We start from the raw sequence: 26,509 nt of genomic DNA, 5'->3' as shown, positions 1-26,509 counted from the left end.
CCCCGGAACACCGGCGACAGCGCGTCCAGCGCCGCCTGGATCTGCGGGTCCAGGTGCGTGTCGGCGTACACCTGCTCCGGGCTCGGCGCCGAGCCGGGCAGCCGCTCGGTGTCCTCGGGCAGGGCGTCGAACCGGATCCGCTGCCGGCGCCGGACCATGTCCAGGAACAGGTTCGTGGTGATCCGGTGCAGCCAGCCCTCGAACGTGCCGGGCTCGAAGTTCGCCAAGGACCGGAACACCCGGACGAACGTCTCCTGGGTGAGGTCCTCGGCGTCCTGGGCGTTGCCGGAGAGGCGGTAGGCCAGCCGGTAGACGCGCGCCGAGTGCTCGCGCACGACCTGCTCCCAGCTCGGCGCGACCCACCCCTCGGCGACGACGGGCCCGGTCACGGGGTCAGCATCCCGCACGGGCGCCACCGCGACCTCGTCGGCGGGCGCGGGGTCGGCGGACGGTGCTCGCTTCAGGCGCACGACGGTGTCAACGGACGAGCCCCGGAGGGGTGTTCCCGCCCACAGGGAACTCCCAGGCGGGCACACCGGCCCCTCGCCTCGCCGCTGGTGGCGGGGGTCGGCCACTACCCTCGGCCGGTGATGAGCGCCGGTGGATCGTCGTGGGCCGAGGCCCAGCTCCAGGCGCAGGCCTACGCCGACCGCTTCGCTCCCGAGTCGGCCGCGCTGGTCGCCGCCCGGGCCCGCCTGGCGCACCGCGTGGACGCGGTGCCGGTCGAGCCGGCCGCCGGCGCCGCCCTCGCCGTCCTGGCCGCCCAGGGCCGCGCCCGCTCGGTGGTCTCGATCGGCGGCGGCGGCATCTCGGGGCTGTGGCTGCTGCGCGGGATGCGCCCCGACGGCGTCCTCACCGCCCTGGACGGCGACCCGGAGCAGCTGCGCGCCGCCCGCAAGGCGTTCCTCGAGGCGGGCGTGCCGCAGGGCCGGACCCGGCTGATCTTCGGCACCCCGGCGGAGGTGCTCCCCCGGCTCTCCCCCGGCGCCTACGACCTGGTCAGCTGCGCCGGGCCGCCGCGCGAGTACAGCGCCCAGCTGGCCGCGCTGCTCGACCTGGTCCGCCCCGGCGGCGCGCTGGTCTGCCACGGGTTGCTGGCCGGCGGCCGGGTGGCCGACCGCACCGCCCGCGATCCGCAGACGGTGGCCTGGCGCGAGCTCGCGCGGGCCGTGCGCGAGGACGAGGGGCTGCTGTCCGCCGTCCTGCCGGTCGGCAGCGGCCTGCTGGTGGCGAGCAAGCCCGCCGGGTCCTGACCGCGGCTCAGACGGAGGCGACGGCGCCCTTGCCGAGCACGGTCACGCCGCCGTCGGAGACGTGGTAGCGCTGGCGGTCGGCGTCGTGGTCGACCCCGATCCGCGCCCACGCGGGGACGACGACGTTCTTGTCGAGGATCGCGCGCCGGACGTAGGCGCCCTCGCCGATCTGCACGCCGTCCATGAGCACGCTGTCCTCGACCCGCGCGCCGCGCTCGACCCGCACCCCCGGCGAGATGACCGAGTGGTGCACCGAGCCGCCGCCGATGATGGTGCCGGCGCTGACCATCGACTCCTCGGCCCGCCCGCCGAGGACGAACTTCGCCGGCGGCAGCTGCGGCGGCAGGGTGAGGATCGGCCAGCGGTCGTTGTAGAGGTTGAAGATCGGCGTCACGGACACGAGGTCCATGTGCGCGTCGAAGTACGAGTCGATCGTCCCGACGTCGCGCCAGTAGCCGTGGTCGCGCTCGGTGGCCCCGGGGACGATGTTGGTGGAGAAGTCGTAGACCCACGCCTCGCCCTGCTCGGCGAGCATCGGCATGATCGAGCCGCCCATGTCGTGGGCGGAGGACTCGTCGGTCGCGTCCGCGCGCAGCGCCTCGATCAGCGCGTCGGTGGTGAAGCAGTAGTTGCCCATCGAGGCGAAGCTCTCGTCGGGCGAGTCCGGCAGCCCGGGCGGGTCGGCCGGCTTCTCCAGGAAGCCGCGCACCCGGCCCTCGGCGTCGGCGTCGATGACGCCGAAGCCGGTGGCCTCCGCCCGCGGCACCCGCAGCCCGGCGATGGTCACCCCGGCACCGGTCTGCAGGTGCTGGTCGACCATCTGCGCCGGGTCCATCCGGTAGACGTGGTCGGCGCCGAAGACCAGCACGATGTCGGGCCGCGCGTCGTAGACCAGGTTGAGGCTCTGGAGGATCGCGTCGGCGCTGCCGGTGTACCAGCGCGGGCCGAGCCGCTGCTGCGCCGGCACCGGGGTGATGTAGTTGCCGAGCAGCTGCGAGAGCCGCCACGTCGTGGTGATGTGCCGGTCGAGGCTGTGGCTCTTGTACTGGGTGAGGACGGCGATCTGCCGGACCTCGGCGTTCACCAGGTTCGACAGCACGAAGTCGATCAGCCGGTAGTTGCCGCCGAAGGGCACCGCCGGCTTGGCCCTGTCCTGGGTGAGGGGGGCCAGCCGCTTGCCCTCACCGCCCGCCAGGACGATGCCGAGCACCCGTGGACCGCCGCGCATGCTCGCAACGTAGCCGCTCGGCACGTGGTCCGCGCCACGTGGTCCGCCGGTTCCGCCCCCTAGGGTGACGCCGTGCGCATCGGGATCGTCACCAGGGAGTGGCCGCCGGACGTCTACGGCGGCGCGGGCGTCCACGTCGAGCACCTCGTGGCGGCGCTGCGGTCGCTGCCGGCGGGGCCGGAGCTCGACGTCCACTGCTTCGGCGGCGAGCGGCCGGACGCGGTCGGGCACGGCGTCCCGGCCGGGCTGGCGCAGGCCAACGGGGCGCTGCAGGCGCTCGGCGTGGACGTCGAGATCGCCGGCGCGCTGGCCGGCGCCGACCTGGTGCACAGCCACACCTGGTACGCCAACGCCGCCGGCATGTTCGCCCAGCTGGTGCACGGGCTGCCGCACGTCGTCACCGCGCACTCCCTCGAACCGCGCCGGCCGTGGAAGGCCGACCAGCTCGGCGGCGGCTACCGGCTCTCCTCGTGGGTCGAGCGGACCGCCTACCTCTCCGCCGACGCGGTGATCGCGGTCAGCCGCGGCATGCGCGACGACGTCCTCGCCGTCTACCCCGAGCTCGACCCGGCTCGGGTGCACGTGGTCCACAACGGCGTCGACGCCGAGGCCTACCGGCCGACCCCGGCACCCGACGTCGTCCGCTCGCTCGGGGTGGACCCCGACCGGCCGTACGCGCTGTTCGTCGGCCGGATCACCCGGCAGAAGGGGCTGACCCACCTGCTCGCCGCCGCCGAGCAGCTGCCGCCGGAGGCGGGGCAGCTGGTGCTGTGCGCCGGCGCCGCCGACACCCCGGCCGAGCGGCAGCAGGTGGCCGACGCGGTGGCGGCGCTGCAGGCCCGCCGGGGCGGGGTGGTGTGGATCGAGGCGATGCTGCCGCGCGAGCACCTGGTCCCGCTGATCTCCGGCGCCACGGTCTTCGTCTGCCCGTCGGTGTACGAGCCCCTGGGCATCGTCAACCTCGAGGCCGCCGCGTGCGGCACCGCCGTGGTGGCCAGCGCGGTCGGCGGCATCCCCGAGGTCGTCGCCGACGGCGCGACCGGCGTGCTCGTGCCCTACGACCCGGCCGACGCCGCCGCGTTCGAGGCCGGCCTGGCCGCGCGGATCGCCGAGCTGCTGGGCGACCCGGTGCGCTCGGCGCAGATGGGCGCCGCCGGCCGCGAGCGCGTGCTCACCGAGTTCGGCTGGCCGGCCATCGCCCAGGAGACGGTCGGGCTCTACACCGAGATCCTCAACGGGCGGGCCTGAAGCGCACGGGGTCGCCCGGGCGGAGCTGGGCGGCGGCGGGCAGCCCGGCGGTGGTGACGACGGCGAGCACCGGGTAGCCGCCGGTCACCGGGTGGTCGGCGAGGAAGAGCACCGGGGCACCGTCGGGCGGCACCTGGACGGCGCCGGGCACCAGGCCCTCGCTGGGCAGCTCGCCGTCCCGGGCGCGCTCCAGCCGCGGGCCGCCCAGCCGCAGCCCGACCCGGTCGCTGTCGGCGCTGACCGTCCACTCCGCGCCGACCAGCCGGGTCCACGCCTCGTCGGTCAGCCAGTCGCGGCGCGGCCCGGGCAGCACCGGCAGCACGGGGCGGGCCGACGGCGCGGCCACCGGGGCGACGTCGACGACGGGCTCCTCCCCGGCGTCCCGGCCCACCGGCAGGAGGTCGCCGGCCTGCAGCGGTTCCGGGCCGAGGCCGCTGAGCCGGTCGGTGCTGCGCGAGCCGAGCACGGGCGGCACGTCCACGCCGCCGCGCACCGCCAGGTAGGAGCGCAGCCCCACCGGCGGGACGCCGAGGGCGAGCTCGGCGCCGGCGGGCAGGGGCAGCGGCGCGTTGCCCGCGGCCGGGCGGCCGTCGACGGTCAGCGGGGCCGGCGCGCCGGTGACCGCCACCAGCAGCGCGCGCTCGGCGCGGACCCGCAGCCCGCCGGCGGTGACCTCCACGGTGGCCGCGCCCGGCCGGTTGCCGACCAGCCGGTTGGCCAGGTCGTGCGCGGCGCGGTCGGCGGCGCCCGACCGCGGCACCCCGATCCCGGCGTAGCCGGTCCGCCCGGCGTCCTGCACGGTGGCGAGCGGGCCGGGCGCGACGACGCGGAGCACCTCAGCCGACCTCGGTGAGCCGGACGCGCGTGCCGGGGGCGAGCAGCGCCGGCGGGTCGCGGTCGACGTCGAACAGGACGGCGTCGGTGCGGCCCACCAGCTGCCAGCCGCCGGGCGAGGCGCGCGGGTACGCGCCGGCGAACGGCCCGGCGAGGCCCACCGCGCCGGCCGGCACCCGCGTGCGGGGCGTGCCCCGGCGGGGCACGTGCAGGTGCTCGGGCAGCCCGGTGAGGTAGCCGAAGCCGGGCGCGAAGCCACCGAACGCGACGGTCAGCTCGGCGGCCGTCAGCTCCTCGACCAGCCGCCGCACGGGCCGGCCGGTCAGCTCGGCGACGTCGTCGAGGTCGGGCCCGTCGAACACCACGGGCAGCTCGACCTCCCGTCCCGCCGCGGCGCCGGCGTCCCCGGTCAGCGGCAGCCGGCGCAACCGGGCGGCGTCGGTGTCGGCGGGCGCGCGGTCGAGCAGCACCAGCACGGTGCGGGCGGCGGGCACCAGGTCCACCTGCCCCGGCAGCGGCTCGGCGGCCAGCGCCGTCCGGACGGCGGCGACCTCCGCCGCCCCCGCGACCTCGACCAGCAGCGCCCGGTCGCCGCAGGGCAGCACGGTGATGCCGTCGCTCACTCCCCCATGATCGGCCACGCCACCCGTTCGCGTGTCGGAGGTGGCCGGCCGCGCGACCCCCTCCAGGATGCCGCGCACGCGACGGCTGCGGAGGTACCGGCTCGTGCCGGCGGCGACCGCGCTCGGCGCCGGCCTGGTCGCCGGCAGAGCCGGGCCGGCGGGCCGCCGGTACCTTGACGACGCAGAAGTCGCAGGCCGGGCGCCCGGGTGCGATCCTGGCCCACCATGACCACCGGGACGCCACCCAGGGATCGGGACCCCGTCCGATCCCTGCTGCGCGCGTCCCACCACCTGCCCGCCGACCGGCTGGGCGCCGTCGTGACCGACCGGGCGTCCATGCTCGGCGCCCGCGAGGCGGTCGTCTACCTCGCCGACTACGAGCAGCAGTCGCTGGTGCCGGTGCAGGGCCAGGACACCCCCGCGCGCGCGCCGCTCGGGGTGGAGCGCTCTGTCGGTGGACGGGCTTTCCGCCGGGTGCAGGTCGTCCGCTCCGGCGCCACGACCCTGTGGGTGCCGCTGCTCGACGGAGCCGAGCGGGTGGGCGTCCTGGAACTGGTCTTCGACGGCGACGTGGACGCAGAACTCGAGGACGAGTGCCGCTCCTACGCCTCGCTGGTCGCCGAGCTGACCGTGACACGCGACGCGTACAGCGACGTGTTCGCGCGGCTGCGGCGCGACCGCACGATGGACCTGGCCGCCGAGCTGCAGTGGGACCTGCTGCCGCCGCTGACCTACGGCACGCAGTCCGTGGTGATCTCCGGCGCGCTGGAGCCCTCGTACGAGATCGGCGGCGACACCTTCGACTACGCCGTCAACGGACCGGTGGCCGAGCTGATGGTCCTCGACGCCGTGGGCCACGGGATGCCGGCGGCTCTGCTGGCCACCGCGGCGATCGCCGCCTACCGAGCCGGCCGGCGGCGCCGTCTGCCGCTGCCGGAGGTGGCCACCCTGATGGACGGGGTGATCTCCGGGCAGTTCGCCGGCAGCCAGTTCGCGACCGCGGTGCTCGCGCGGCTCGATCTCGACACGGGCCACCTGCGCTGGATCAACGCCGGGCACCCGCCGCCGCTGATCGTGCGCAACGGTCACCTGGTCCGGCCCGGCGCTCGCCCCCCGGCCCGCCCCCTGGGTCTGCAGCACCGTCCGCCCGACGAGTCGTCGCTCCACCTGCAGCCCGGCGACCGGCTCATCCTCTACACCGACGGGATCGTCGAGGCCCGCTCGCCCGCGGGCGAGTTCTTCGGCGAGGAGCGGCTGGCCGACCTCGTCGTCCGCGCCGAGTCCGCCGGCGACCCGCCGCCGGAGACCCTCCGGCGGCTGATGGCCAGCGTCATGGAGCACCAGGCGGGACGCCTCCAGGACGACGCGACGATCGTGCTGGCCGAGTGGCGCACCGGCCGGGAGGACCAGCTGCGGCTCTGACCGCCCGCCGGTCGGGGTCGCTCCCGAGGCGTGAGGGCCCCCCTCGCGGGGCACCGCAGGGGGGTGACCATCGCCGGCCGGTTCGAGGACGCGCTGGACTCGGTCAGCGAGCCGGGCTTCCAGGGGCCCGAGCTCCTGCCGGTCCGGCTCGCCCGTGCCTGCGCCCGGATGCTGCCCGTCGACGGCGCCGGGATCAGCCTGGCGGACCGGGGTGGGCAGCGGATCCCGCTCGGTGCCAGCTCCGAGGAGGCCGCCGTCGCCGAGCGGCTGCAGTTCACCGTCGGCGAGGGCCCGTGCACGACCGCCCAGGAGTCCCGGGAACCGGTCTTCGCGCTGCACGAGGACCTGCGCCGCCGCTGGCCGACGTTCACCGACCTGCTGGAGGAGCGCACCCCCTACTGCGCGGTGGTCGCCCTCCCGCTGCGCGAGGCGATCTCCGGGCTGGGCGCGATCGACCTGTACCTGGCGCGGGAGGACGGCGTCGCGGAGATCGACGTCTTCGAGGCCATGGCGGTCGGCGACCTGGTCACCTCGGCGCTGTCGGAGACCGCCGTCTGGTCGACCTGGGAGCCCAGCCGCGGCCCGGACTGGCTGCACGGCCCGTCGGCCGAGCGCCGGTCGCTGGTCTGGGAGGCCATGGGCGCGGTGGCGCTCGCCCTCGAGGTCACCCCGGAGGTCGCGCTCGACCTGCTGCGCGGGGCGGCCTACGCGTCCGGCTGCACCGTGGACGACGTGGCCGCCGACGTGGTCGCCGAGAAGCTGGACCCGCAGGAGCTGCGCCCGCCGGAGGACTGACGCTCACCCGGCGAACGGCGCGATCGTCAGCCCCGCCCCGGTCAGCGCCGCCCGCACGGCGCGCGCCAGCTCCACCGCGCCGGGGGTGTCCCCGTGCACGCAGACGGAGTCGACCGCCACGTCGACCGTCGTCCCGTCGACGGCGACGACCACGCCCTCGGCGGCCATGCGGACCGCCCGCTCGGCGACCGCCCGGGGGTCCTCGACCAGCGCCCCCGGCGAGCGGCGCGGCACGAGGGTGCCCTCCGGGGTGTAGCCGCGGTCGGCGAAGCCCTCGGCGACGGTGCGCAGGCCCGCGGCCCCGGCGGTGCGCAGCAGCACCGAGCCGGGCAGCCCGAGCACCGGCAGCGCGGGGTCGTAGGCGGTGACCGCGTCGACCACCGCCCGGGCCTGCGCCTCGTGGGTGACGACGGCGTTGTAGAGCGCGCCGTGCGGCTTGAGGTAGGCCACCCGCCCGCCGCCGGCCCGGGCGATCCCGTCGAGCGCGGCCAGCTGGTACAGGACGTCGTCGGTGAGCTCGGCGGGGGCGACGTCGACGAACCGGCGGCCGAAGCCGGCGAGGTCGCGGTAGGAGACCTGCGCGCCGATGGCCACCCCGGCGGCGACGGCGCCGGCGCACACCCGGCGCATCGTCGAGGGGTCGCCGGCGTGGAACCCGCAGGCGACGTTGGCGCTGCTGACGACGCCGAGCAGCGCGTCGTCGTCCCCGAGCGTCCAGACGCCGAAGCCCTCGCCGAGGTCGGCGTTCAGGTCGATCGCCGGCACGGTCAGACCGCCGCCGTCCCGATCAGGCCCTTGCGGGTGACCAGGCCGGCCAGCTCCTCCTCGCCGAGCCCGTCGGTGCCGGCCGGGCGGCGCGGCACGACCATGTACCGCGACTCGGCGCTGGCGTCCCAGACCGCGATCGAGGTCGACGCCGGCAGCTCGAGGCCGAACTCGCGCAGCACCCCGCGCGGGTCGCGGACCACCCGCGAGCGGTAGGCCTCGCTCTTGTACCAGCTCGGCGACGGCCCGAGCAGCGCGATCGGGTAGCAGGAGCACAGCGTGCAGACGACGACGTTGTGCTCGTTGGCGGTGTTGGCGACGACCTTCAGCCGTTGCTCCTGCAGGCCGCCGGACATCGACAGGCCCACCTCGCGGATCGCGGTGTTGGCGTCGGCGAGCAGCCGCTCGGCGAAGCCGGGGTCCGTCCACGCCCGGGCCACGATCCGCGCGCCGTTGGCCGGTGAGCCGCCGGCGAGGAACTCGTCGATGCGGGTGTCGATCTCGCCGGGGGCGAGCAGGCCGCGGTCCTCGAGGAGGGCCTCCACGTGCCGCACCTCCGCGGAGATCGCCGCGCTCGCGTGCTCGCCGCTCATCACCCCTCCACCGGTTCCAGGTACTGCTCCCACAGCTCGACGGTCACCGAGTGGTCGCCGTCGCCGAACAGGTCACGGGCCGCGAACCGCACGTGGTAGACGCCCTGCGGCTCCGGGCTCAGCCCGCGCGCCCGGTCGTCGGCCAGCGGGTGGCGCCCGGCCGGCTCCACCACCACGCCGACGGCGCCCCGGGCGTACCGCGGCAGCCGGGTGTGGCCGGGCGGGTCGACCGCGCGGGTGCGCACCCGGTCGCCGGGCGCGAACCGGTCAGGCACCGGAGAGCTCCTCCGCCGTCGCCACGCCCTTCTCGACCAGCAGCGTGCGGATCGCGGCGAACCACCGCTCGTAGTACGACGCCGCCAGGTAGTCGGCCGGCGGCATCCGCTCGATCGCGTCGCGGAACTCGTCGAGGTTGTAGACCCCCCGCTTGATCAGCGCGCCGTTGAGCGCGAAGACGTGCGCCTCCCAGTCGCTGTGGAAAGGCGGCTCGTCGGGCTCCTCGGCGATCGCGGCGAAGCCGGACATCCCGCCGACGTCGTTGATGCGTGCCACCCGTCGTTCCTACCGCACCCGCGGACGGCACCGGCCCACGACCGCCGGCCCGCTGACCGGAGCGGCTCACCCCGGACCGCGACTTCTGCGGTCTCGGGGCTTTCCGGGGCGGGAGAGCCCCGAGACCGCAGAGGTCGTCTCGTGCCGCTCGACGCGCGCGGCAGGGCTCGCGGGTGGTGTCGACCGCCACGCGCTGACCCGAAATCCCTGGTCGGCGCACGGCGCTGCACATGTCGTGCCCGCCGCACCCGCCCTCCTCCAGGTCCGCACGGTCTACGCCGAACCCGCCGCGCTCGCCTCCCCCCGCGGCCGCGACGTCCTCGACCGCTTCCCCGACGCCGAGGTGGTCGAGGTCGACTCGCACTGGAAGATCCCCGAGCTGCACGGCAACGAGGGCAACGTCGAGCGCTGGGTGCGGGTGAAGACCGAGACCCTCGTGCTGGGCGTGAAGAAGTCGCTGACCCCGCGGCCCAACGGCCGCTCGGCGAACTGGATCGCCCCCTCGACCGCCAACGGGTGCGCCATGGCGTGCGCCTACTGCTACGTGCCGCGGCAGAAGGGCTACGCCAACCCGATCACCGTCTTCACCAACATCGAGCAGATCACCCGGTACCTGCGCCGCCACGTGAGCCGGCAGGGCGTCAAGACCGAGCCGGACCAGTGCGATCCGGAGAGCTGGGTCTACGACATCGGCGAGAACAGCGACTGCTCGGTCGACGCCCTGGTCAGCGACAACGTCGCCGACCTGGTCGCCACCTTCCGCGACCTGCCCACGGCCAAGGCGTCGTTCGCGACCAAGTACGTCAACCGGCAGCTGCTGGACCTCGACCCGCGGGGCCGCACCCGGGTGCGCTTCTCCCTCATGCCGGACGACGACGCCCGCGTGGTCGACGTGCGCACCAGCCGGGTCGCCGAGCGGATCGCCGCCGTCGACGACTTCGTCGAGGCCGGGTACGAGGTCCACCTCAACCTGTCGCCGGTGATCCTCCGCGAGGGCTGGGAGGCCGACTGGGCGGCGCTGCTCGACCGGCTGGACGACGAGCTGTCGCCGCGGGCCAAGGCGCAGGCCGCGGCCGAGGTCATCCTGCTGACGCACAACCGCGACCTGCACCAGGTCAACCTCGGCTGGCACCCGAAGGCCGAGGAGCTGCTGTGGCGGCCCGACCTGCAGCAACCCAAGCGCAGCCAGAACGGCCGGTGGAACGTCCGCTACCGCAACGACGTCAAGCGGGCCGGCGTGGAGCGGCTGCGCGACCTCGTCGCCGCGCACGCCCCCTGGCTGACCATCCGCTACGCGTTCTAGCCGGACTGGCCCGTGTCGGCGTGCGCGACGCCGACCGGCTTGGACTCCGGCGACCCGCGCTGGCGCAGGTAGACGGCGAAGATCGCCATCGAGCCGACGGCGAGCATCTCCGACTGCCAGTTCTGGAAGGAGCGGTTCCAGAAGTCGGCCTCGCCGAGGTAGCCGAGGAGGCTCACCGGGTCCTGCCGCTGGCCGAGCTGCTCGCTGTTGAACGCCGCCCAGCCGGTCACCGCCGAGGCCACCCAGGTGAGCAGGAACAGCGCGCCCATCAGCAGGCCCAGCGAGCGGGAGAACAGCGCCGTCCGCCAGCCACCGACCCGCGCCCACGCCGGGGAGTCCTCGTCCGCGTGCCGGCCGACCTTCTGCTCCTCGTCGCTCTCGGGGCCCTCCTGACCCGGCTCCTTCGACTCCGTGGAGCCCTTCTGCACGAACCAGACGGTCGCGAAGATGAACAGGAAGAACTGCAGGTACTCCGACTGCCAGTTCTCCATCACGTCGACCATGAACGACGACGACGTCACGTAGTCGAGCAACCCGACCGGCTCCAGGCCGTCGGCCAGCTGCTGGGCGTTGAAGTCGGCCGTGCCCGAGATCGCCTGCCCGACGAGGGTGACGAGGAACAGCGTGCCGAAGGCGAGGCTGAGCGCGTTGTTGCGCAGGAATCCGTAGCTCGGCTCCTCGACCGTCATCGCCCGATCGCCCCCAGCACGAACGCGTAGGCGATGCCCAGCGCGATCACGACCAGGTAGGCCAGGAAGACCGCCCGCACACCGTTCACGGCCCCTCCACCTCGCACTCGTAGGGCGCGTCGCCCTGCGGCTCGCAGCCCGCCGCGGTCACCTTCCAGCCGGCGTCGGTCTCGGTGAGGAAGACCGTCTCGCCGCCGAGCCGCACCTGGGCGTCGCCGCCCCACACCTCCACCGCCGTCACCTCGCCGCCCGGCAGCGGCACGTCGCCGATCGCCTCGGGGCAGGAGGCGGACTCCTCGGACTCGAACGTCGCGAGCGTGGCCGGCGCCAGCAGGTCGCAGCGGGCCTGCGGGTCGGCGGCCGGGTCCTCGAACGCGGTGGCCACGTCGCCCACGTCGGGCTCGGCCGCGCTCGCGCAGCCGGTGAGCAGCGCCAGGGCCCCCGCCCCGGCGAGAAGCGCGGAGAGCCTGCGCATCCGTCCTCCTGCAGCAGCAGCGCTCCGGCCGTCGTCTCGACCGGGCCCTCGTCCGCTACCCGGGGTTGCTCGACGGCCAAACGATCTTCACCCGGCCAGGCGACGGCCTCCGGTTACCGTGGTCGCCGTGGCGCGGGTGGCGGTCGTCGGCGCCGGGCTCGGGGGGCTGGCCGCCGCGGCCCGGTTGGCCGCGCTCGGACACGCCGTCACCGTGCTGGAGCGGGCCCCGGAGGTCGGCGGCAAGCTCGGCTGGGTCGCCCGCGACGGCCACGGGTTCGACACCGGCCCCAGCCTGGTCACGCTGCCGCACCTCTACCGCGACCTGTTCGCCGCGACCGGCGCACCGCTGGACGACGTCCTCGACCTGGTGCCGCTCGACCCGGCGGCCGAGCTGCGCTTCACCGACGGCACCCGGCTGACCGTGCCCGGCCGCGCCGCGGCCGTGCCCGACGCGCTGGACGACGCCCTGGGCGACGGCGCCGGCGCGCAGTGGACGGCGCTGATGGAGCGGGCCGGGCAGATGTGGCGGGTGTCGGAGCAGCCGTTCCTGCGCTCCCCGCTGGCCGGCGCGGCGACGCTGGCCCGGCTGGCCCGCCGGCCGGCCGACGTCGCGACCGTCGCGCCCTGGGAGACGCTGCGCGGCCTGGGCGGGCGCTACCTGCGGCACCCGCACCTGCGCACGCTGCTCGACCGCTACGCCACCTACTCGGGCTCCGACCCGCGGCGGGCGCCGGCGGTGCTCGCCACCGTCCCGTACGCGGAGCAGCGCTTCGGCTCCTGGTACGTGCGCGGCGGGCTGCGCCGGCTCGGTCTCGCCGTCGCCGAGCGGGCGGTCGAGCGGGGCGCCGAGCTGCGGACGTCGTCGCCGGTGGCCTCGGTCGTCGTCGACGGCGGCCGTGCGCGCGGGGTGCGGCTGTCCACCGGCGAGGTCGTCCCCGCCGACGTCGTCGTCTCGGCCGGCGACGCGGCCGCGCTCTACCGCGACCTGCTGCCCGCCGACCGGCGCACCCGGCCGGTGCGCGCGGGGCTGGCCCGCGCCACGCCGTCGCTGTCCGGGTTCGTGCTGCTGCTCGCGCTGCGCGGGCGGACCCCGGGGCTGGCGCACCACACGGTCCTGTTCCCCGAGGACTACGACGCCGAGTTCGACGCGGTCTTCGGGATCGGCGGCGCGCCGCGGCCGGTGCCCGACCCGACCGTCTACGTCAGCGCGCCGGACGACCCGGCGACCCGGCCGGTCGGCGACGGCGAGTCGTGGTTCGTGCTGGTCAACGCCCCCCGGCACGACCCGGCGGCCGGGGTGGACTGGACCGCACCCGGGCTCGCCGACGCCTACGCGGCGCGGGTGCTGGAGACGATGGCCCGCCGCGGGCTGGACGTGCGCGACCGCGTGAAGTGGTGCGTCACGCGCACCCCGGCCGACCTCGAGCGCGACACCGGCAGCGTCGGCGGCTCGATCTACGGGACGTCGAGCAACGGCACGCGGGCGGCGTTCCTGCGGCCGGCCAACGCCTCGCCGGTGCCGGGCCTATTCCTCGTCGGCGGCTCGGCGCACCCCGGCGGCGGCCTGCCGCTGGTGGCGCTCTCGGCGGAGATCGTGGCGGGCCTGGTCGGCCCGGCCTGACAGACTCGGCGGCGTGCAGGTCGCATACCTGGGGCCGCTGGAGGTCCGCGACGGCGGGCGGATCGTCCCGGTGCCCGGTGCCCGCCTGCTGCAGCTGCTGACCGCGCTGGCGCTCCAGCCCGGCCGCTGGGTCTCCGCGGGCGCGCTCGCCGAGGCGGTGTGGGGCGGGGCCCCCCCCGCCGACCCGGCCAACAGCCTGCAGTCGCTGGTCTCCCGGCTGCGCCGGGCGCTGGGCCGGCCGGAGCTCGTCGAGCAGTCGGCCGCCGGGTACCGGCTGGCGGTCGCGCCGGAGGACGTCGACGCCGTCCGGTTCGAGCGGCTGGTCGCCGAGAGCCGCCGGCTACGGGCCGCCGGGAACGCGGCCGCGGCGGCCGCCGCGCTGGCGGAGGCCGCCGCGCTGTGGCGCGGCACCCCGCTGCCGGGCGACGACTCCCCGGAGGCGGCGGGACGGCGGGCGGCGCTCGACGACCTGCGGCTGGAGGTCGTGCTCGAGCAGGCCCGCCTCGCGCGGGGCGACGGTCGCGCCGCCGAGGTGGTGCCGCTGCTGGAGGAGCTGGCGGCCGCCCACCCGCTGCGCGAGGACCTCGCCGGCGCGCTGGTCGACGCCCTCGCCGCCGCCGGCCGGCCGGCCGAGGCGCTGGCGGCGTACGAGCGGGTGCGCGCCACGCTGGCCGACGCGCTCGGCACCGACCCGTCGCCGGTGCTGCGCGCGCGGCACCTGGAGCTGCTGCGGGCCGCCGACCGGCCCGCGGAGGTGCCCACGAACCTGCGGGCCGCGGTCACCAGCTTCGTCGGCCGGGAGGACGACGTCCGCGCCGTGCGGGAGCGGCTGGCCGCCGGGCGGCTGGTGACCGTGGTCGGCGCGGGCGGCTCCGGCAAGACCCGCCTGGCCGGGGAGGTCGCCGCGCGGGTGGCCGCCGCCCCGGAGGTGCCCACGCCCGACGGCGTGTGGCTGGTCGAGCTGGCGCCGGTCACCGAGCCGAGCGGCGTCTGGCAGGCGGTGCTCGACGGTCTCGGCGTGCGCGAGATCGTCCTCCCCGACCCGGTGACCGAGTACCAGCGGCGCGACCCCCGCGAGCGGCTGCTGGAGCGGCTGCGGACGGCGACGTGCCTGCTGGTCGTGGACAACTGCGAGCACCTCGTGGACGCCGCCGCGGAGGTGGTCGCGGAGGTCCTCGGCCGCTGCCCCGGTGTGCGGGTGCTGGCCACCAGCCGCGAGCCGCTGGCGATCGAGGGCGAGCTGCTCCACCCGCTCGGGCCGCTGGCCGTGCCGCCCGAGGGCGCGCCCGCCGCCGAGGCGGGGGCCAGCCCGGCGGTGCGGCTGCTGCTGGACCGGGCGCGGGCGGTCGACCCCGGCGTCGGGCTGGACGACGCCGTGGTGGAGATCGTGCGCCGGCTCGACGGCCTGCCGCTGGCCATCGAGCTGGCCGCCGCCCGGCTGCGGGTCCTCTCCCCCGCCGAGGTGGCCGAGCGGCTGGCCGACCGGTTCCGGCTGCTCACCGGCGGACGGCGCACCGCGACCCCGCGGCACCGCACGCTGCGCGCCGTCGTCGAGTGGAGCTGGGACCTGCTGACCCCGCTGGAGCGCGAGGTCGCCGAGCACTTCTCGGTCTTCGCCGCCGGGGCCACCGAGGAGTCGGTCGCGGCCGTCGCGCCGAGCTGGCGGGGCGGCGGCGCGGCGGGTGACCTGGCCGACGTCCTGCACGCGCTCGTGGACAAGTCGCTGCTGATCGCCGCCCGCACGGCCGACGGCACGCGGTTCCGCATGCTGGAGACCCTGCGCGAGTACGGCGCCGAGCGGCTGGCCGAGCACGGCGTGGTCACCGCGGCCCGGACGGCGCACGCGGACCGGTTCCGCGCGGTGGTCCGGCGGCAGGACGCCCGGCTGCGCGGGCCCGAGCAGCTCGACGCGCTGCGCGTGCTCGACACCGAGCGCGACGACGTCCTGGCGGCGTTGCGGTTCCTCGGCGACACGGGGGACGCGACCGCCGCCGCCGAGCTCGTCGTCCACCTCGGCTGGTACTGGCTGCTACGGGAGAGCGGGCAGGAGGCGACCCGCTGGACGACGTTCGCCCTCGCCGTCCCCGGCGCGCGGGAGGCGCCCGACGGCGTGCTGGTCGAGGCGCTGCAGGCGCTGCTCGGGTTCACCGTCGACAACCACCCCAGCGACCTGCGCGCCAGGCAGGACCAGTTCGCGGCGCTGGCCGACCGGCTGGGGTCGCCGGGTCACGGGCACGCGGCGGCCAAGGTGGTGCGGCCGCTCCTGCTGTTCATGGGCGAGCAGCGGGACCGCGCCGACGCGGCCCTCGGCGAGGCGCTGGGCGACCCGGACCCGTGGGTGCGCGCGGCGGGCCGGCTCGCGCGGCTGGCCTACGCGGAGAACGACGGGGACATCGCCCTCATGCGCCGCGACGCCGACGCCGGCGTGGCCGAGTGGGAGGCGATCGGCGACCGCTGGGGGCTGGCCGCGCTGCTGTCGGCCCGGGGGCAGGTGCGCACCGTGGACGGCGACCTGCGGGGGGCGGCGGAGGACTACGAGCGGGCGCAGGCGTGCATCCGGTCGCTGGGCTCGGAGACGTCCGACGACCTGCTGGTCACCATGCGGCTGGCCGACCTGCGGCTGCGGGCCGGCGACGTCGACGGGGCGCGGCGGCACCTCGACGCGATGCGGGCGCAGAACCGCTTCCGGTCGGGTGAGCTGCTGCACGGCGTCCTCGTAGCGGCGACCGAGGGCGCGATCGCGGTCGCGGCGGAGGACGAGGCCGGCGTGCGGGCGGCGTACGCCTGGCTGCGCGCGCGGCTGTGCGGGCTCGACGACCCGTCGCTGCTCGACGCGCACAGCGGGGCGATCGGGCACGGGACGGCGGCCGCGCTCGGGCTCCGGCTGGGCAAGGTCGACGAGGCGGTCGAGCACCTGCGGGTGGGCTACCGGCACGCGCTGCTGACCGGGGACCGGCCGATCGTCGCCTCGGTGGGGTTGTCCACCGCGCTGCTGGCCCGGGCCCTCGGCCGGCACCGCGAGGCCGCGGTCGCCTTCGGCGCCGCGACCCGGCTGCGCGGCGCCGAGGACCCGACCAGCTCGGCGGTCACCGAGCTGGTCGGGTCCCTGCGCGCGGCTCTCGGGGACGGGTACGAGGTGGCCTACGCCGAGGGGCGGGGGCTGGACGCCGACGCCGCCACCGCGGCCCTCGACCCCGACCGGCTCACCGGCTGATCACGCCCGGCGGCGGTAGGCGCGGACCGCCAGCGGCATGAACACCACCAGCAGGCCGGCCATCCAGACCAGCGTCCAGAGCAGGTTCCCCGCGACCGGGCCGCCGACCATGAGGCCGCGGACGGCGCTGACCAGGTGGCTGATCGGGTTGACCTCGACGAAGGCCTGCAGCCAGCCGGGCATGGTCTCGGTGGAGACGAACACGTTGCTGCCGAACGCCAGCGGGAAGATCAGCAGGAACATGATCCCCTGCACCGCGCCGGGGGTCCGGGCGACCATCCCGATGTAGACCGAGATCCAGCCGAAGCAGAGCGCGAAGCCCGTCGACAGCGCGAGCGAGGCCAGGACGCCGGCCCAGCTCGTCGGCTCGAAGCCCATGAGCGTGCCGACGCCGATCATGACGGCGAACAGGATGAGGTAGCGGACCAGGTCGGCCAGCACCGCACCGATCAGCGGGGCGGAGCGGCCGATGGGCAGCGACCGGAACCTGTCGAAGACGCCCTTCTCGATGTCGCTGTTGAGGTTCTGGCCGAGCGAGACGCTGGCCATGGCGATCGTCTGCCCGAGCAGGCCCGGGAGCAGGAACTGCAGGTAGTCCTCCTGCGAGCCGCCGGCGATGGCGCCGCCGAACACGTAGGTGAACAGGGCCAGGAAGATGATCGGCTGCAGCGTGACGTCGACCAGGGCCTCGGGCGTGCGCCAGGTCTTGATCAGGCTGCGGCGGGCGAGCACGCGGGCCTGCCGCCAGAGGGTGCTGGTGGCCGGGGCGCCGCCGTCGGCGAGCGGTGCCGGCCGGGCGGTACCGGCGGGTGCGGTGGTGAGGGTCATGCCGCCTCCTCGGGGGTCTCGTCGGTGGGCCGGCCGGTGAGGGTGAAGAACACCTCGTCCAGGCTCGGCAGGTGCAGCGAGAGCTCGCTGACCGGGATGCCGGCGGCCTGCAGCCGGCCGACCAGCTCGGGTAGCAGCGAGTCGTCGTCCACCCGGCAGGTGAGCTCGCCGCGGTTGCTGAGCTCGGGCACCGACCGGGTGAGCTCGGCGAGCAGCCGGCGGACGTCGTCGACGCGGGCGGCGTCGACGGGCCGGACGCGCAGCCGCTGACCGCCGACGTGGTGCTTGAGACCGTCGGGGGTGTCGTGCGCGATGACGCGGCCGTGGTCGATGACGGTGATCTCGTCGGCGAGGGCGTCGGCCTCCTCGAGGTACTGCGTGGTCAGCAGCACCGTGGCGCCGTCGGCCACGACGCGGCGGACGACGTCCCACATCTCCTCGCGCTTGGCGGGGTCGAGGCCGGTGGTGGGCTCGTCGAGGAAGATCACCGACGGCCGGCCCACCAGGCTGGCGGCGAGGTCGAGGCGGCGGCGCATGCCGCCGCTGTAGGTCTTCGCCACCCGGCCGGCGGCCTCGGTGAGGTCGAACCAGGCGAGCAGCTCGGCGGCGCGGGCGCGCGCCTCGACGGTGCGCAGGCCGAGCAGCTGGCCGATGAGCAGCAGGTTCTGGGTGCCGGTGAGGTCCTCGTCGACCGAGGCGTACTGGCCGGTGAGGCCGATGCGCGCGCGGACCTCGGCCGGCTCCGCCAGGACGTCGAAGCCGCCGACGCGGGCGGTGCCCGCGTCGGGACGCAGCAGGGTGGCGAGCACCCGGACGGCGGTGGTCTTGCCGGCGCCGTTGGGTCCCAGGACGCCGAGCACGGTGCCCTCGCGGGCGGCCAGGTCGACGCCGGCCAGCGCCTGCGTGTCGCCGAAGCGCTTGGTGAGGCCCTCGGCCTCGATCCCGTAGGTCATGGATGTCTCCCTTCGTCGGCGTCGACGATGGGAGAGGGCGCTGGCGCCGGGCGCACACGGCGCTGACACGGCCCGGCGGGCGGGGTCAGCGCATGTCAGCGGGCCCGTCGTCCGGTGGGACGTCGTCGTCCTCGTCGTCCCGCGGCGGACCCTTGACCAGGGTCCGCCCGTGCTCGCCGACGGGCCCGCGGTCGAGCCAGACGAGGCCGCCGAGGACCGCCGCGAGGAGGAGCAGGCCGAGGACGATCGCGCCGACCATGTCCAGCGTCTCCACGCGTCCGAGGGTGCGCCCCCGCCCGGTGCGGCGTCGAGCCGGTGTCAGCGGCCGCGGGCGGCGTTGAGCCGGGCGGCCTGGCGGGTGAGGTGGTCGCGCTCGGCGAGGTTGGGCGCCTCGTGCGCGGCCTGGGCGTACAGCCGCGCCGCCGTCGCCAGGTCGCCGTCGCGCTCGTGGAGGTGGGCCGCGACCGCGGTGTGGCGGGGCAGCGAGTCGTCCAGCGCCGCGAGCGCCGCCAGGCCGGCGCGCGGTCCGTCGGCCTCGCCGAGGGCGACCGCGCGGTTGAGCCGGACGACGGGGCTGTCGGTCAGCTTCGCGAGTTCGTCGTACCACTCGACGATCTGCACCCAGTCGGTCTCCTCGGCGGTGCGCGCGTCGGCGTGGAGTGCCGCGACGGCGGCCTGGGCCTGGAACTCGCCGAGCCGGTCGCGGGCGAGGGCGGCCTGCAGGATCTCGACGCCCTCGGCGATGAGCGCCGTGTCCCAGCGGTCGCGGTCCTGTTCGGCGAGCGGCACGAGGCTGCCGTCGGGCGCGGTGCGGGCGGCGCGGCGGGCGTGGTGGAGCAGCATCAGGGCGAGCAGCCCCGCGACCTCGGGGTGGTCGATCGCGGCCGCGAGCTGCCGGGTGAGCCGGATCGCCTCGGCGGCGAGGTCGACGTCGCCCGAGTAGCCCTCGTTGAAGACCAGGTAGAGGACGCGCAGCACGGTGGCGACGTCACCGGGCCGGTCGAAGCGGACGTCGGAGACGGTGCGCTTGGCGCGGCTGATGCGCTGGGCCATGGTCGCCTCGGGCACCAGGTAGGCCTGGGCGATCTGGCGGGTGGTCAGCCCGCCGACGGCGCGCAGCGTGAGCGCGACCGCCGAGGACGGCGTCAGGGACGGGTGGGCGCAGAGGAAGTACAGCCGGAGCGTGTCGTCGGCTCCCGACACGGGGCCGGGCGCCGGCTCCTCGTCGACGAGGTCCTCGCGCCGGCGGCGGGCGGTGTCGGCACGGGTGGCGTCGAGGAACCGGCGCCAGGCGACGGTGACCAGCCAGCCCTTCGGGTCGCGCGGCGGGTCGGCCGGCCAGACCCGGACCGCCTCGACCAGCGCGTCCTGCACGGCATCCTCGGCCGCCGCGAAGTCTGCTCCGCGGCGGACGAGGATGCCGAGGACCTCCGGCGTGAGCGTCCGGAGCAGGACGTCGTCCAACGCGGTGGTCACTCCGTGATGGTGGGCGGCTCGGTGAGGAAGGGCCGCACCTCGAGCCACTCGTGGATGGGCTGCCCGCCCGCGCCGGGAGCCGCGGACAGCTCGCCGGCCAGCTCGACGGCGCGCTCGTGGCTGTCGACGTCGATGATCATCCAGCCCGCGATCAGGTCCTTGGTCTCGGCGAACGGGCCGTCGGTGACCGGCGGGCGCCCCTCGCCGTCGTAGCGGACCCAGCTGCCCTCGGGGGCGAGCGCCTGGCCGTCGACGAACTCGCCGGTGCCCTCGAGCTTGGCCGCGAAGTCGTGCATGTACTGGACGTGGGCCGAGATCTCCTCGGGCGTCCACTTGTCCATGGGGACGTCGTTCACCGCCGCCGGGGCGCCGCGGTAGTGCTTGAGCAGCAGGTACTTGGCCATCGTGGTTCTCCTCGGTGCTGGTCGCGGCCCATCGTGACCGCGTGCACCCCGAGGACGGAGCCGCTCCTGCGTTCTCGACATCGCCGCTCGAGATTCTCCCGGCTTCTCCGGCCGGCGGCCCTCAGGTGAACCGCCGGGCGAAGTCGAGCGCCGTCTGGGCGACCTCGCGCCAGCCGTGGTCGATCGTGAGGGAGTGGCCGCGGTTCGGGAGTTTCACGATCTCGGTCACCCCCGGGTTGCGCTTCTGCAGCTTGTAGGCGGCGTTCGCGATCGCCCACGGGATCGTGTGGTCCTTCTCGCCCTCGATGATGAGCAGGGGGCCGCGGTCGGGGTTCTTCGTGTCCACCTTCGCCTCGGTCCACGGGTTGAGGTTGGCGTTGCCCATCTGCACGAGGGAGATGCCGGAGCCGGCGACGTGGTACGTCTCGTACAGCTCCTTCGCCTCCTGCTCGTCGAGGGCGTTCGCCCAGCCGTACCTGAACTGGTCGTAGGTGAGCGTGAGCGCACGGCGGCGCGTGCGGGGGTCGACCAGGAACGGGCCCACGCCCTTGAGCACCGACAGCGGCAGCGGCAGGACGCCGCGGAAGACCCCCGGGTCGATGGCCACCGTGACGGCGGCGAGACCCCGGCCCGCCAGCACCTGCGCCAGCAGGCCACCGGTCGAGTGGCCCATGACGACGGGCTTCCGGTCCAGGGCCTCGATGACCTCGGTGGTGTGCTCGGCGACCTGCTCCAGGGTCTTCCCGGCCACGACCTCCGGCTCGGCCCGGGCGTCGGCGACCGTCTCCGGGTCGTCCGGCCAGTCCGGCGTCAGCGGTGCGTAGCCGGCCTCCTCGTAGAAGGTCACCCAGTTGGCCCAGCTGCTCGGCAGCAGCCAGAGGCCGTGGATGAGGACGACGGGGACGTTGCCCGAGGCGTTGGCCGCCTGGATCTCCCGGTTCTCCCGCTCGGAAATCGAGGCCACGGCGATCTCCCCTCCGGTCAGGTGGAGTCGGGACGGACAGTGTCCCGGTCCGGACGATCGACGGCCAGGGATCGGTGCGCGCCTCCGGGCCCGGCGACCCGCGGACCAGGCGCTGCAGCTCGGCGGCGGTGACGGTGCCCAGCAGCCGACCGGCTTCGTCGGTCCGGGCGAACGCCGGTTCGCCGTCCTCGGGGGTGGTCAGCCCGAGCGCGCCGAGGTGGCGCAGCAGCTCGGCCAGGTGCGCCGGGGTGATCGCCTGCCCGTTCACCGCTCCCGGCGCCGTCGAGGTGCCCTCCAGGGTCTCCAGCGAGGCGGTGATCAGCAGGCGGGCGCGGGCGCCGAGCAGGCCGGCGGCCGCACCGCGGGTGAGCAGGGAGTACATCTCGGCGCGGAGCTGCCCGATCGGCCGCGCGTCCCCGTCGGCCTTGGCGGCGGCCGCGAGGGCGCCGATGAGGTCGAGGGCCTCGGCGGCCTCGGCGGCCTCGGCGGCCTCGTCGGCGGGCAGCCGCGCGCCGAGGGCGACCATGCCCTCCCCGGCCGGCTCGACGAACACGTCGGCGTCCCGCTGCGCCCGCGCCCGGTTCTCCTCCGCCGTCCGCGGGTCCAGTTCCGGCAGCACCTCGAGGATGCGCGACCGCAGCCCGGCGAACGTGAGCTCCGGCGCCTCGGGCAGCACGATCGCCTCCACCCGGCGGGCCAGGGCGGGGGCGGTGTGCACCAGGGTGTCGGCGAGGACCTGCCCGCGCCGCTCGTCCAGCTCACCGGCGGCCAACGCGGCCAGCGTGCGCGGGAGGCGGTCGCGCCAGGTGAACGCCCGCCGCATCCGGTGCGCCGCCGTCCCCGGGCTGACGTGCACCACCGCCCCCAGGTGCGAGGGGGCGAACTCGCTCACCCCGGCAACCTCCTGGTCCGACACCCGCCACAGCCGGGACCGCGCACCCGGCGTGCCGGGTGCCCGGTCGTCGCCGTCGGGTTCGTGCGCGGCGAACCGGGCGATCAGCGCCGCCTCGCGGGCGGCCGCCCGGGCGCGGTCGCGGTCGGTCCGCTGCAGCGGGCGGCGACCTGCTCCTGGGTCATCCACTCCACCGGCACCCGCGCGAGGGGGCCGGCTGGTCGACGAACCAGTCGATCAGCACCCCCTCCTGCACGGAGGTGCCCGCGATCCGCTGCATACCCGCGAGCTACGCAGCGGTCATGACAGTTCCGGGTCGCTGACCAGCACCGATCGGAGAATCAGGCGGGCGACGGTCCCGGGCCGTCGACCCGCACCGAGTGCGCGGCTCAGCGCCGGTCGCCGTCCTTCCTGCCGACGTGCTCGTCGGCGAACTCCCGCGCCTCGGCGATCTGGTCGGCGTGCTTGCCGCCGGTCTTCTCGTCGAGGAACCCGGCCGCCTTGTCGAGGCCGTCGTCGCTCTTCTTCTCGCCCTCGTCGCTGTCGGGGCGGTCGGTCAGCTGCTGGCCGAGCTTGCCGAAGTCGACCATCGCGCTCACCCCCGAGCCGAACCGTAGCCCAGCAGCGCGGCGAGTCCGAGCGCGCTGCGCGCGGCGTACGGCATGCGCCACAGGCCGCCGTGCACCGCGTCGTGCGCCTCGTCCTGCCACGGGTGCTCGTGCGCCGGCCCGCCGCCGGTGTGCAGGTCGTGCACCAGCAGCGCGGCCATGAGCACGTTCGACGTCGACGGCTCGAACACCTCGACCCCGAAGCGGTGCGCCCCGGCGTAGGCCGCGGCGAGCGCGCGGTTCTTCACCACCGACCGCGTCCGGGTGGGCGGGGCGACGTTCATCGACACCGTCGCGCCGGCCGCCCGCGCCGTCGTCGCGCGCCACCGCTGCAGCCGCTTGGCCAACGCGTAGTTCGGGCCCTGCTGGGCGACCAGCACGTCGCTGATCCCCGGGTCGGCGCCGGGCACGTAGGCACGGCGCAGCAGCCGGCCCGCCGACAGCGTGCGCAGCGGCCGCGACACCAGCTTGGCGCGCCCCGAGCGGCCGTCGTAGGCGCGCACCGAGTGGGCGACGGCCTCGGCCGGGACGGCGAACACGTCGGTGGGCGTCGCCAGGAAGGCCAGCGCGGTCGACGGGTTCGCCTCCTGCATCCGCAGCGTCAGCGCGTCGACCGCCACCGACACCCGCACGTTGGCCGCGCCGTCGGCGTAGACGTAGTTGCCGAGCACCGGCGTCCCCGGCAGGCCGGCCAGCCAGTCCCCCACCGCCGGCACCTCGGTGACCAGGTCGGCGCCGGCGTGCCCGGCCACCTGGCGGTCGTCGGGGTCGCCGCCTGAGGTGACCGGCAGCAGCAGCATGCCGGCGTTGCGCCGCGCGGTCTCGACCACCCGCTGCCACAGCGGCGGCCGCGGCAGGTCGACGCCGGCCACCCGCGCGCCCCAGCGCAGCAGCGACGGCAGCGGGCCCATCTCGGCGCCGGCCCCGAGGACGGCGACGGTGTGGTCGGGCAGCCGCAGCCACTCCGGGTGCGCCACGACCGCCCGCACGGCCTCGGCCGCCGACGGCTCGAGCACCCCCGCCTCGGTCCACGCGTCCAGCCGGCGCAGCAGGTCGTCGCCGCGCAGCCGCGTGCCGCCGTAGGGCAGCGAGAACTCCTCCTCGCGGGCGCCGGTGCCGCGCACCTCGACGGTGTCGAGCGACCGCGGCGAGGGCGTGGCCGCCCAGCGGTCGAGCACGGTCTCCTCCCCGTCGGGGAGGACGACGCACATCCGCTCGTGCAGGGACGTCAACCCTGCCGCGGCGATCGTCCGGGCGGCGTCGCCGGAGGCGAGCCCCGCCTCGACCAGCCGCCGGAAGTGCACGAGGTAGCCCGCCCGCCAGTTGGTCTCCTGCTCGGCGGCCAGCGCGCCGGCGGGGTCGACCGGCCGCAGCGCGTCGGCCACCACCGCCCGCCCCAGCGCGGCGGTGCTCCGCCGTCCGTCCGACCCGGCCGGGAACACGACGCCGGTGTCGTCAGTCATGCGACTCCCTCTCCGTGGCGTCCCTCGCCGGCGGCGAACCGCGCTGCCCCGGGCAGCGCGTCGACGGCGAGGGCGACCTGCCCGTGGCGGAACTCGTCGGCCAGCGCCGCGGCCTCGTCGAGGCCCTCCTGCTCGAGCAGCGAGGCCCGGTCGCCGCGCAGGCACGTCTGCGGGAACGCGGCGAGCTGCCGGGCCAGCCCCTGCGCGGCGGCGAGCGCCTCGCCCGCCGGGACGACGCGGTTGGCCAGCCCGATCGCGAGCGCCTCCGCCGCGTCGACCGGGCGGCCGGTGAGCACCAGGTCCATCGCCCGGCTCGCGCCGATCAGCCGCGGCAGCCGCACCGTGCCGCCGTCGATCAGCGGCACGCCCCACCGCCGGCAGAAGACGCCGAACACCGCCGTCTCGTCGGCGACCCGCAGGTCGCACCACAGCGCGAGTTCGAGCCCGCCGGCGACGGCGTGCCCGGCGACCGCCGCGATCACCGGCTTGGACAGCCGCAGCCGGGTCGGCCCCATCGGCCCGTCGCCGTCGGGCTCGGTGCGGTTGCCGGTGGGCGTGCCGACCGCGCGCAGGTCGGCCCCGGCGCAGAACGTGCCGCCCTCGCCGTGCAGCACGGCCACCGCTGCGCCGTCGTCGGCGTCGAACGCCCGGAACGCGTCGGCCAGCGCCGCCGCGGTCGGCCCGTCGACGGCGTTGCGGGCGTGCGGCCGCGACAGCCGCACCGTGGTGACCGGCCCGTCGCGCTCGACGGTGACGGCGTCGGTCATGCGGCCGGCGCCCCCGCTTCGAGCCAGCGCAGCAGCGTGCGCACGCCGTAGCCGGTGCCGCCCTTGACGATCTCGCCGTCGTCGGAGCCGGCCCGCGCGGTGCCGGCGACGTCGAGGTGCGCCCAGGGCAGGTCGCCGGCGAACGGCCGGAGGAACAGCGCCGCCGTGCTGCTGCCCGGGTTGCCCGGCGCGTTGTTCGCGTCGGCGACCGGGCTCTCGAGCAGGTCGACGTGCTCCTCGGGCAGCGGCATCCGCCACATCGCCTCGCCGGCGTGCCCGCCGGCCGTGGTCAGCGCCTCGGCCAGCCCGTCGGAGTTCGTGAACAGCCCGGCGGTCTTCGCGCCCAGCGCGATCCGGATGGCCCCGGTGAGGGTCGCGATGTCGACCAGCGCGGTGGCGCCGAGCTCGAGCCGCGCGTAGGCCAGCCCGTCGGCCAGCACCATGCGCCCCTCGGCGTCGGTGTTGAGCACCTCCGTCGTCCGGCCGCCGACGTGCCGGACGACGTCGGCCGGCCGGTACGACGACCCGGACACCGCGTTCTCGGCCGCGGGGACGACGGCGGTGACCGCCACCGGCAGCCGCAGCCGGGCGGCCGCGTCGACCGCGGCGAGCACGGCGGCGCCCCCGGCCATGTCGGTCTTCATCTCGCGCATGCCGGCGTTGGGCTTGATCGACAGCCCGCCGGTGTCGTAGGTGATGCCCTTGCCGACCAGCACCGGGTGGGCCGCGGGGGCGCCCGGGGGCCGGTAGGACGCCACCACCACGCACGGCGGTGTGGCCGAGCCGCCGCCGACCGCCAGCACCCCGCCGAACCCGCCGGCGCGCAGGTCGTCGACGTCGAGCACGTGCACGGTGACGTCGTCCAGGCCGGCCAGCCGCTCCCCCGCCTCGGCGGCGAGCCAGCCGGGGTTCTTCGTGTTGCTCGGGGTGTTGACCAGGTCGCGCGCCCAGGCGACCGCCTCGGCGGCGACCTGCCCGGCGCGGGCGGCGGCGACCACGGCCGGGTCGTCGGCGTCGGTGGCCACCACGACCACCTCCGGCAGCCGCGGCGGGTGCGGCTTCGAGGTCTCGCGGAAGCGGTAGCTCGCCAGCAGCGCGGCCTCGACGGCGACGCGCACCTCGTCGGCACCGGCCGGCGCGACGGTCGTGTCGAGCGGCAGCACGAGCCGGCGGGCGCCGTGCTCGGCGAGGGTCTGCGCACGGCGCACCGCGGCGGCGGCGTAGCCGCGCACGTCGGGCAGCGTGGCGTCGCCGACGCCGACCGCGACGACCGAGCGCGGCCGGCGGCCGGGCACGGGCACGTCGGTGAGGCCGCCGGGCTTGCCGCCGTTGCCGGTGTCGGCCAGCACGCCGGCGAGGAACCCGCGGTCGACGTCGGCCGGCAGCCAGGCCGGCAGCGCGCCGCGCGTCCCGACCGGGACGGCGAGGACGTCGTCCCCGGTCAGGGCCGGGAGGGTGCTCTGGACCTCGACCCGCGGCAACGGCGCGGCCCCGGTCGCCGGAGTACCGGCGGCCGGGGCCGTGTCGTCCTGCGCGGGG

27 protein-coding genes and 1 pseudogene are annotated in these 26,509 nt (G+C 76.3%); 7 read left to right on the top strand and 21 right to left on the bottom strand.

From position 1 onward, the window contains the following. Positions 1-389: sigma-70 family RNA polymerase sigma factor (locus tag ACI8AF_RS22940; protein WP_456542072.1), on the bottom strand; the 389-nt coding region annotated here is incomplete at its 3' end. Positions 390-590: 201 nt separating this feature from the next. Between ACI8AF_RS22940 and ACI8AF_RS22935 the strand changes: the two genes are divergently transcribed. Continuing rightward, positions 591-1,253, top strand: a complete 663-nt coding sequence (locus ACI8AF_RS22935; RefSeq protein WP_456542071.1) for an O-methyltransferase — start codon at positions 591-593, stop codon at positions 1,251-1,253. A 7-nt stretch (positions 1,254-1,260) separates the two neighbouring features. Here ACI8AF_RS22935 and glgC read toward each other — a convergent pair whose 3' ends face one another. Further along, positions 1,261-2,481, bottom strand: a complete 1,221-nt coding sequence (gene glgC, locus ACI8AF_RS22930; RefSeq protein WP_456542070.1) for a glucose-1-phosphate adenylyltransferase — start codon at positions 2,479-2,481, stop codon at positions 1,261-1,263. 72 nt (positions 2,482-2,553) lie between these two features. Between glgC and glgA the strand changes: the two genes are divergently transcribed. After that, complete coding sequence (glgA, locus tag ACI8AF_RS22925) at positions 2,554-3,729, top strand: glycogen synthase (protein ID WP_456542069.1); 1,176 nt, start codon at positions 2,554-2,556, stop codon at positions 3,727-3,729. Here glgA and ACI8AF_RS22920 read toward each other — a convergent pair. Together ACI8AF_RS22920 and ACI8AF_RS22915 are read right to left on the bottom strand one after the other, a co-directional pair. Further along, the gene (locus ACI8AF_RS22920; RefSeq protein WP_456542068.1) at positions 3,713-4,564 is read right to left on the bottom strand and encodes a 5-oxoprolinase subunit C family protein; all 852 of its coding nucleotides are present in this window, start codon (positions 4,562-4,564) and stop codon (positions 3,713-3,715) included. The two genes, glgA and ACI8AF_RS22920, sit on opposite strands and share 17 nt — an antisense overlap. Before the next feature lies 1 nt (position 4,565). Next, entirely contained in the window at positions 4,566-5,186 is a 621-nt protein-coding gene (locus tag ACI8AF_RS22915) for a 5-oxoprolinase subunit B family protein (RefSeq protein ID WP_456542067.1), read from the bottom strand. 225 nt (positions 5,187-5,411) lie between these two features. On the opposite strand from ACI8AF_RS22915, the gene ACI8AF_RS22910 reads away from it, so the two are divergent. Both ACI8AF_RS22910 and ACI8AF_RS22905 read left to right on the top strand, forming a co-directional pair. Beyond that, on the top strand, positions 5,412-6,608 hold the full coding sequence (locus tag ACI8AF_RS22910) for a PP2C family protein-serine/threonine phosphatase (RefSeq protein ID WP_456542066.1): 1,197 nt from the start codon (positions 5,412-5,414) through the stop codon (positions 6,606-6,608). Positions 6,609-6,671: 63 nt separating this feature from the next. Then, positions 6,672-7,403 (top strand): GAF domain-containing protein, encoded by a 732-nt coding sequence (locus ACI8AF_RS22905; protein WP_456542065.1) that lies wholly within the window; start codon positions 6,672-6,674, stop codon positions 7,401-7,403. A 3-nt stretch (positions 7,404-7,406) separates the two neighbouring features. On the opposite strand, the gene ACI8AF_RS22900 is transcribed toward ACI8AF_RS22905, so the two are convergent. From ACI8AF_RS22900 to ACI8AF_RS22885, 4 genes are read right to left on the bottom strand one after another with little or no spacing between them, the layout of a single operon-like run. Then, the gene (locus ACI8AF_RS22900; RefSeq protein WP_456542064.1) at positions 7,407-8,168 is read right to left on the bottom strand and encodes a LamB/YcsF family protein; all 762 of its coding nucleotides are present in this window, start codon (positions 8,166-8,168) and stop codon (positions 7,407-7,409) included. Between the two features lie 2 nt (positions 8,169-8,170). Then, positions 8,171-8,761 carry a nitrile hydratase subunit alpha gene (locus ACI8AF_RS22895; protein WP_456542063.1) on the bottom strand — a complete coding sequence of 197 codons (591 nt, stop codon included), beginning with the start codon at positions 8,759-8,761 and terminating at the stop codon, positions 8,171-8,173. Next, positions 8,761-9,036: an SH3-like domain-containing protein gene (locus tag ACI8AF_RS22890; protein WP_456542062.1), complete on the bottom strand. Its 276-nt coding sequence runs from the start codon at positions 9,034-9,036 to the stop codon at positions 8,761-8,763. Before ACI8AF_RS22890 ends, ACI8AF_RS22895 begins: the two co-directional genes overlap by 1 nt. Beyond that, positions 9,029-9,313 (bottom strand): hypothetical protein, encoded by a 285-nt coding sequence (locus ACI8AF_RS22885; RefSeq protein ID WP_456542061.1) that lies wholly within the window; start codon positions 9,311-9,313, stop codon positions 9,029-9,031. The genes ACI8AF_RS22890 and ACI8AF_RS22885 overlap by 8 nt, the downstream gene beginning before the upstream one ends. 235 nt (positions 9,314-9,548) lie before the next feature. Between ACI8AF_RS22885 and ACI8AF_RS22880 the strand changes: the two genes are divergently transcribed. Further along, the gene (locus tag ACI8AF_RS22880) at positions 9,549-10,616 is read left to right on the top strand and encodes a spore photoproduct lyase family protein (RefSeq protein WP_456542060.1); all 1,068 of its coding nucleotides are present in this window, start codon (positions 9,549-9,551) and stop codon (positions 10,614-10,616) included. On the opposite strand, the gene ACI8AF_RS22875 is transcribed toward ACI8AF_RS22880, so the two are convergent. Beyond that, a complete protein-coding gene (locus ACI8AF_RS22875; protein ID WP_456542059.1) occupies positions 10,613-11,305 on the bottom strand; it encodes a DUF6766 family protein in 693 nt (230 codons plus the stop codon). The genes ACI8AF_RS22880 and ACI8AF_RS22875 overlap by 4 nt on opposite strands. Positions 11,306-11,390: 85 nt before the next feature. Then, the gene (locus tag ACI8AF_RS22870) at positions 11,391-11,780 is read right to left on the bottom strand and encodes a hypothetical protein (protein ID WP_456542058.1); all 390 of its coding nucleotides are present in this window, start codon (positions 11,778-11,780) and stop codon (positions 11,391-11,393) included. Between the two features lie 127 nt (positions 11,781-11,907). Here ACI8AF_RS22870 and ACI8AF_RS22865 point away from each other — a divergent pair, with 127 nt between their 5' ends. Beyond that, positions 11,908-13,401 (top strand): phytoene desaturase family protein, encoded by a 1,494-nt coding sequence (locus tag ACI8AF_RS22865; protein WP_456542057.1) that lies wholly within the window; start codon positions 11,908-11,910, stop codon positions 13,399-13,401. 13 nt (positions 13,402-13,414) lie between these two features. Then, entirely contained in the window at positions 13,415-16,615 is a 3,201-nt protein-coding gene (locus ACI8AF_RS22860) for a BTAD domain-containing putative transcriptional regulator (protein WP_456542056.1), read from the top strand. On the opposite strand, the gene ACI8AF_RS22855 is transcribed toward ACI8AF_RS22860, so the two are convergent. The 11 genes and pseudogenes from ACI8AF_RS22855 to ACI8AF_RS22805 form a co-directional block, all read right to left on the bottom strand. Continuing rightward, positions 16,616-17,443 (bottom strand): ABC transporter permease, encoded by an 828-nt coding sequence (locus ACI8AF_RS22855; protein ID WP_456542055.1) that lies wholly within the window; start codon positions 17,441-17,443, stop codon positions 16,616-16,618. Beyond that, positions 17,440-18,396, bottom strand: a complete 957-nt coding sequence (locus ACI8AF_RS22850) for an ATP-binding cassette domain-containing protein (protein ID WP_456542054.1) — start codon at positions 18,394-18,396, stop codon at positions 17,440-17,442. Before ACI8AF_RS22850 ends, ACI8AF_RS22855 begins: the two co-directional genes overlap by 4 nt. 85 nt (positions 18,397-18,481) lie before the next feature. Then, a complete protein-coding gene (locus ACI8AF_RS22845) occupies positions 18,482-18,670 on the bottom strand; it encodes a hypothetical protein (RefSeq protein WP_456542053.1) in 189 nt (62 codons plus the stop codon). Positions 18,671-18,714: 44 nt separating this feature from the next. Continuing rightward, the gene (locus ACI8AF_RS22840; RefSeq protein ID WP_456542052.1) at positions 18,715-19,872 is read right to left on the bottom strand and encodes an RNA polymerase sigma factor; all 1,158 of its coding nucleotides are present in this window, start codon (positions 19,870-19,872) and stop codon (positions 18,715-18,717) included. Next, the gene (locus ACI8AF_RS22835) at positions 19,869-20,276 is read right to left on the bottom strand and encodes a YciI family protein (RefSeq protein ID WP_456542051.1); all 408 of its coding nucleotides are present in this window, start codon (positions 20,274-20,276) and stop codon (positions 19,869-19,871) included. Before ACI8AF_RS22835 ends, ACI8AF_RS22840 begins: the two co-directional genes overlap by 4 nt. Positions 20,277-20,397: 121 nt before the next feature. Then, a complete protein-coding gene (locus tag ACI8AF_RS22830) occupies positions 20,398-21,240 on the bottom strand; it encodes an alpha/beta hydrolase (RefSeq protein WP_456542050.1) in 843 nt (280 codons plus the stop codon). Positions 21,241-21,469: 229 nt separating this feature from the next. Next, positions 21,470-22,156 (bottom strand): annotated as a pseudogene (locus tag ACI8AF_RS22825) (DUF222 domain-containing protein); the annotation flags it as partial. 365 nt (positions 22,157-22,521) lie between these two features. Further along, the gene (locus ACI8AF_RS22820; protein WP_456542075.1) at positions 22,522-22,722 is read right to left on the bottom strand and encodes an antitoxin; all 201 of its coding nucleotides are present in this window, start codon (positions 22,720-22,722) and stop codon (positions 22,522-22,524) included. A gap of 5 nt (positions 22,723-22,727) precedes the next feature. Next, on the bottom strand, positions 22,728-24,203 hold the full coding sequence (locus tag ACI8AF_RS22815) for a hypothetical protein (RefSeq protein WP_456542049.1): 1,476 nt from the start codon (positions 24,201-24,203) through the stop codon (positions 22,728-22,730). Further along, positions 24,200-24,970: a crotonase/enoyl-CoA hydratase family protein gene (locus ACI8AF_RS22810; protein ID WP_456542048.1), complete on the bottom strand. Its 771-nt coding sequence runs from the start codon at positions 24,968-24,970 to the stop codon at positions 24,200-24,202. Before ACI8AF_RS22810 ends, ACI8AF_RS22815 begins: the two co-directional genes overlap by 4 nt. Next, positions 24,967-26,451 carry a leucyl aminopeptidase family protein gene (locus tag ACI8AF_RS22805; RefSeq protein WP_456542047.1) on the bottom strand — a complete coding sequence of 495 codons (1,485 nt, stop codon included), beginning with the start codon at positions 26,449-26,451 and terminating at the stop codon, positions 24,967-24,969. Before ACI8AF_RS22805 ends, ACI8AF_RS22810 begins: the two co-directional genes overlap by 4 nt. Positions 26,452-26,509 lie beyond the last annotated feature (58 nt).

Source organism: Blastococcus sp. SYSU D00669, assembly GCF_054050715.1.
This window is presented reverse-complemented; position numbering and strand designations above follow the sequence as displayed.

Bases quoted from the DNA above. Each gene is read 5' to 3' on its own strand.
- ACI8AF_RS22875 (WP_456542059.1), bottom strand. From the start codon at position 11,305: ATGACGGTCGAGGAGCCGAGCTACGGATTCCTGCGCAACAACGCGCTC.
- ACI8AF_RS22935 (WP_456542071.1), top strand. From the start codon at position 591: ATGAGCGCCGGTGGATCGTCGTGGGCCGAGGCCCAGCTCCAGGCGCAG.
- ACI8AF_RS22810 (WP_456542048.1), bottom strand. From the start codon at position 24,970: ATGACCGACGCCGTCACCGTCGAGCGCGACGGGCCGGTCACCACGGTG.
- ACI8AF_RS22870 (WP_456542058.1), bottom strand. From the start codon at position 11,780: ATGCGCAGGCTCTCCGCGCTTCTCGCCGGGGCGGGGGCCCTGGCGCTG.
- ACI8AF_RS22835 (WP_456542051.1), bottom strand. From the start codon at position 20,276: ATGGCCAAGTACCTGCTGCTCAAGCACTACCGCGGCGCCCCGGCGGCG.
- ACI8AF_RS22895 (WP_456542063.1), bottom strand. From the start codon at position 8,761: ATGAGCGGCGAGCACGCGAGCGCGGCGATCTCCGCGGAGGTGCGGCAC.
- ACI8AF_RS22850 (WP_456542054.1), bottom strand. From the start codon at position 18,396: ATGACCTACGGGATCGAGGCCGAGGGCCTCACCAAGCGCTTCGGCGAC.
- ACI8AF_RS22815 (WP_456542049.1), bottom strand. From the start codon at position 24,203: ATGACTGACGACACCGGCGTCGTGTTCCCGGCCGGGTCGGACGGACGG.
- ACI8AF_RS22820 (WP_456542075.1), bottom strand. From the start codon at position 22,722: ATGGTCGACTTCGGCAAGCTCGGCCAGCAGCTGACCGACCGCCCCGAC.
- ACI8AF_RS22910 (WP_456542066.1), top strand. From the start codon at position 5,412: ATGACCACCGGGACGCCACCCAGGGATCGGGACCCCGTCCGATCCCTG.
- ACI8AF_RS22855 (WP_456542055.1), bottom strand. From the start codon at position 17,443: ATGACCCTCACCACCGCACCCGCCGGTACCGCCCGGCCGGCACCGCTC.
- glgC (WP_456542070.1), bottom strand. From the start codon at position 2,481: ATGCGCGGCGGTCCACGGGTGCTCGGCATCGTCCTGGCGGGCGGTGAG.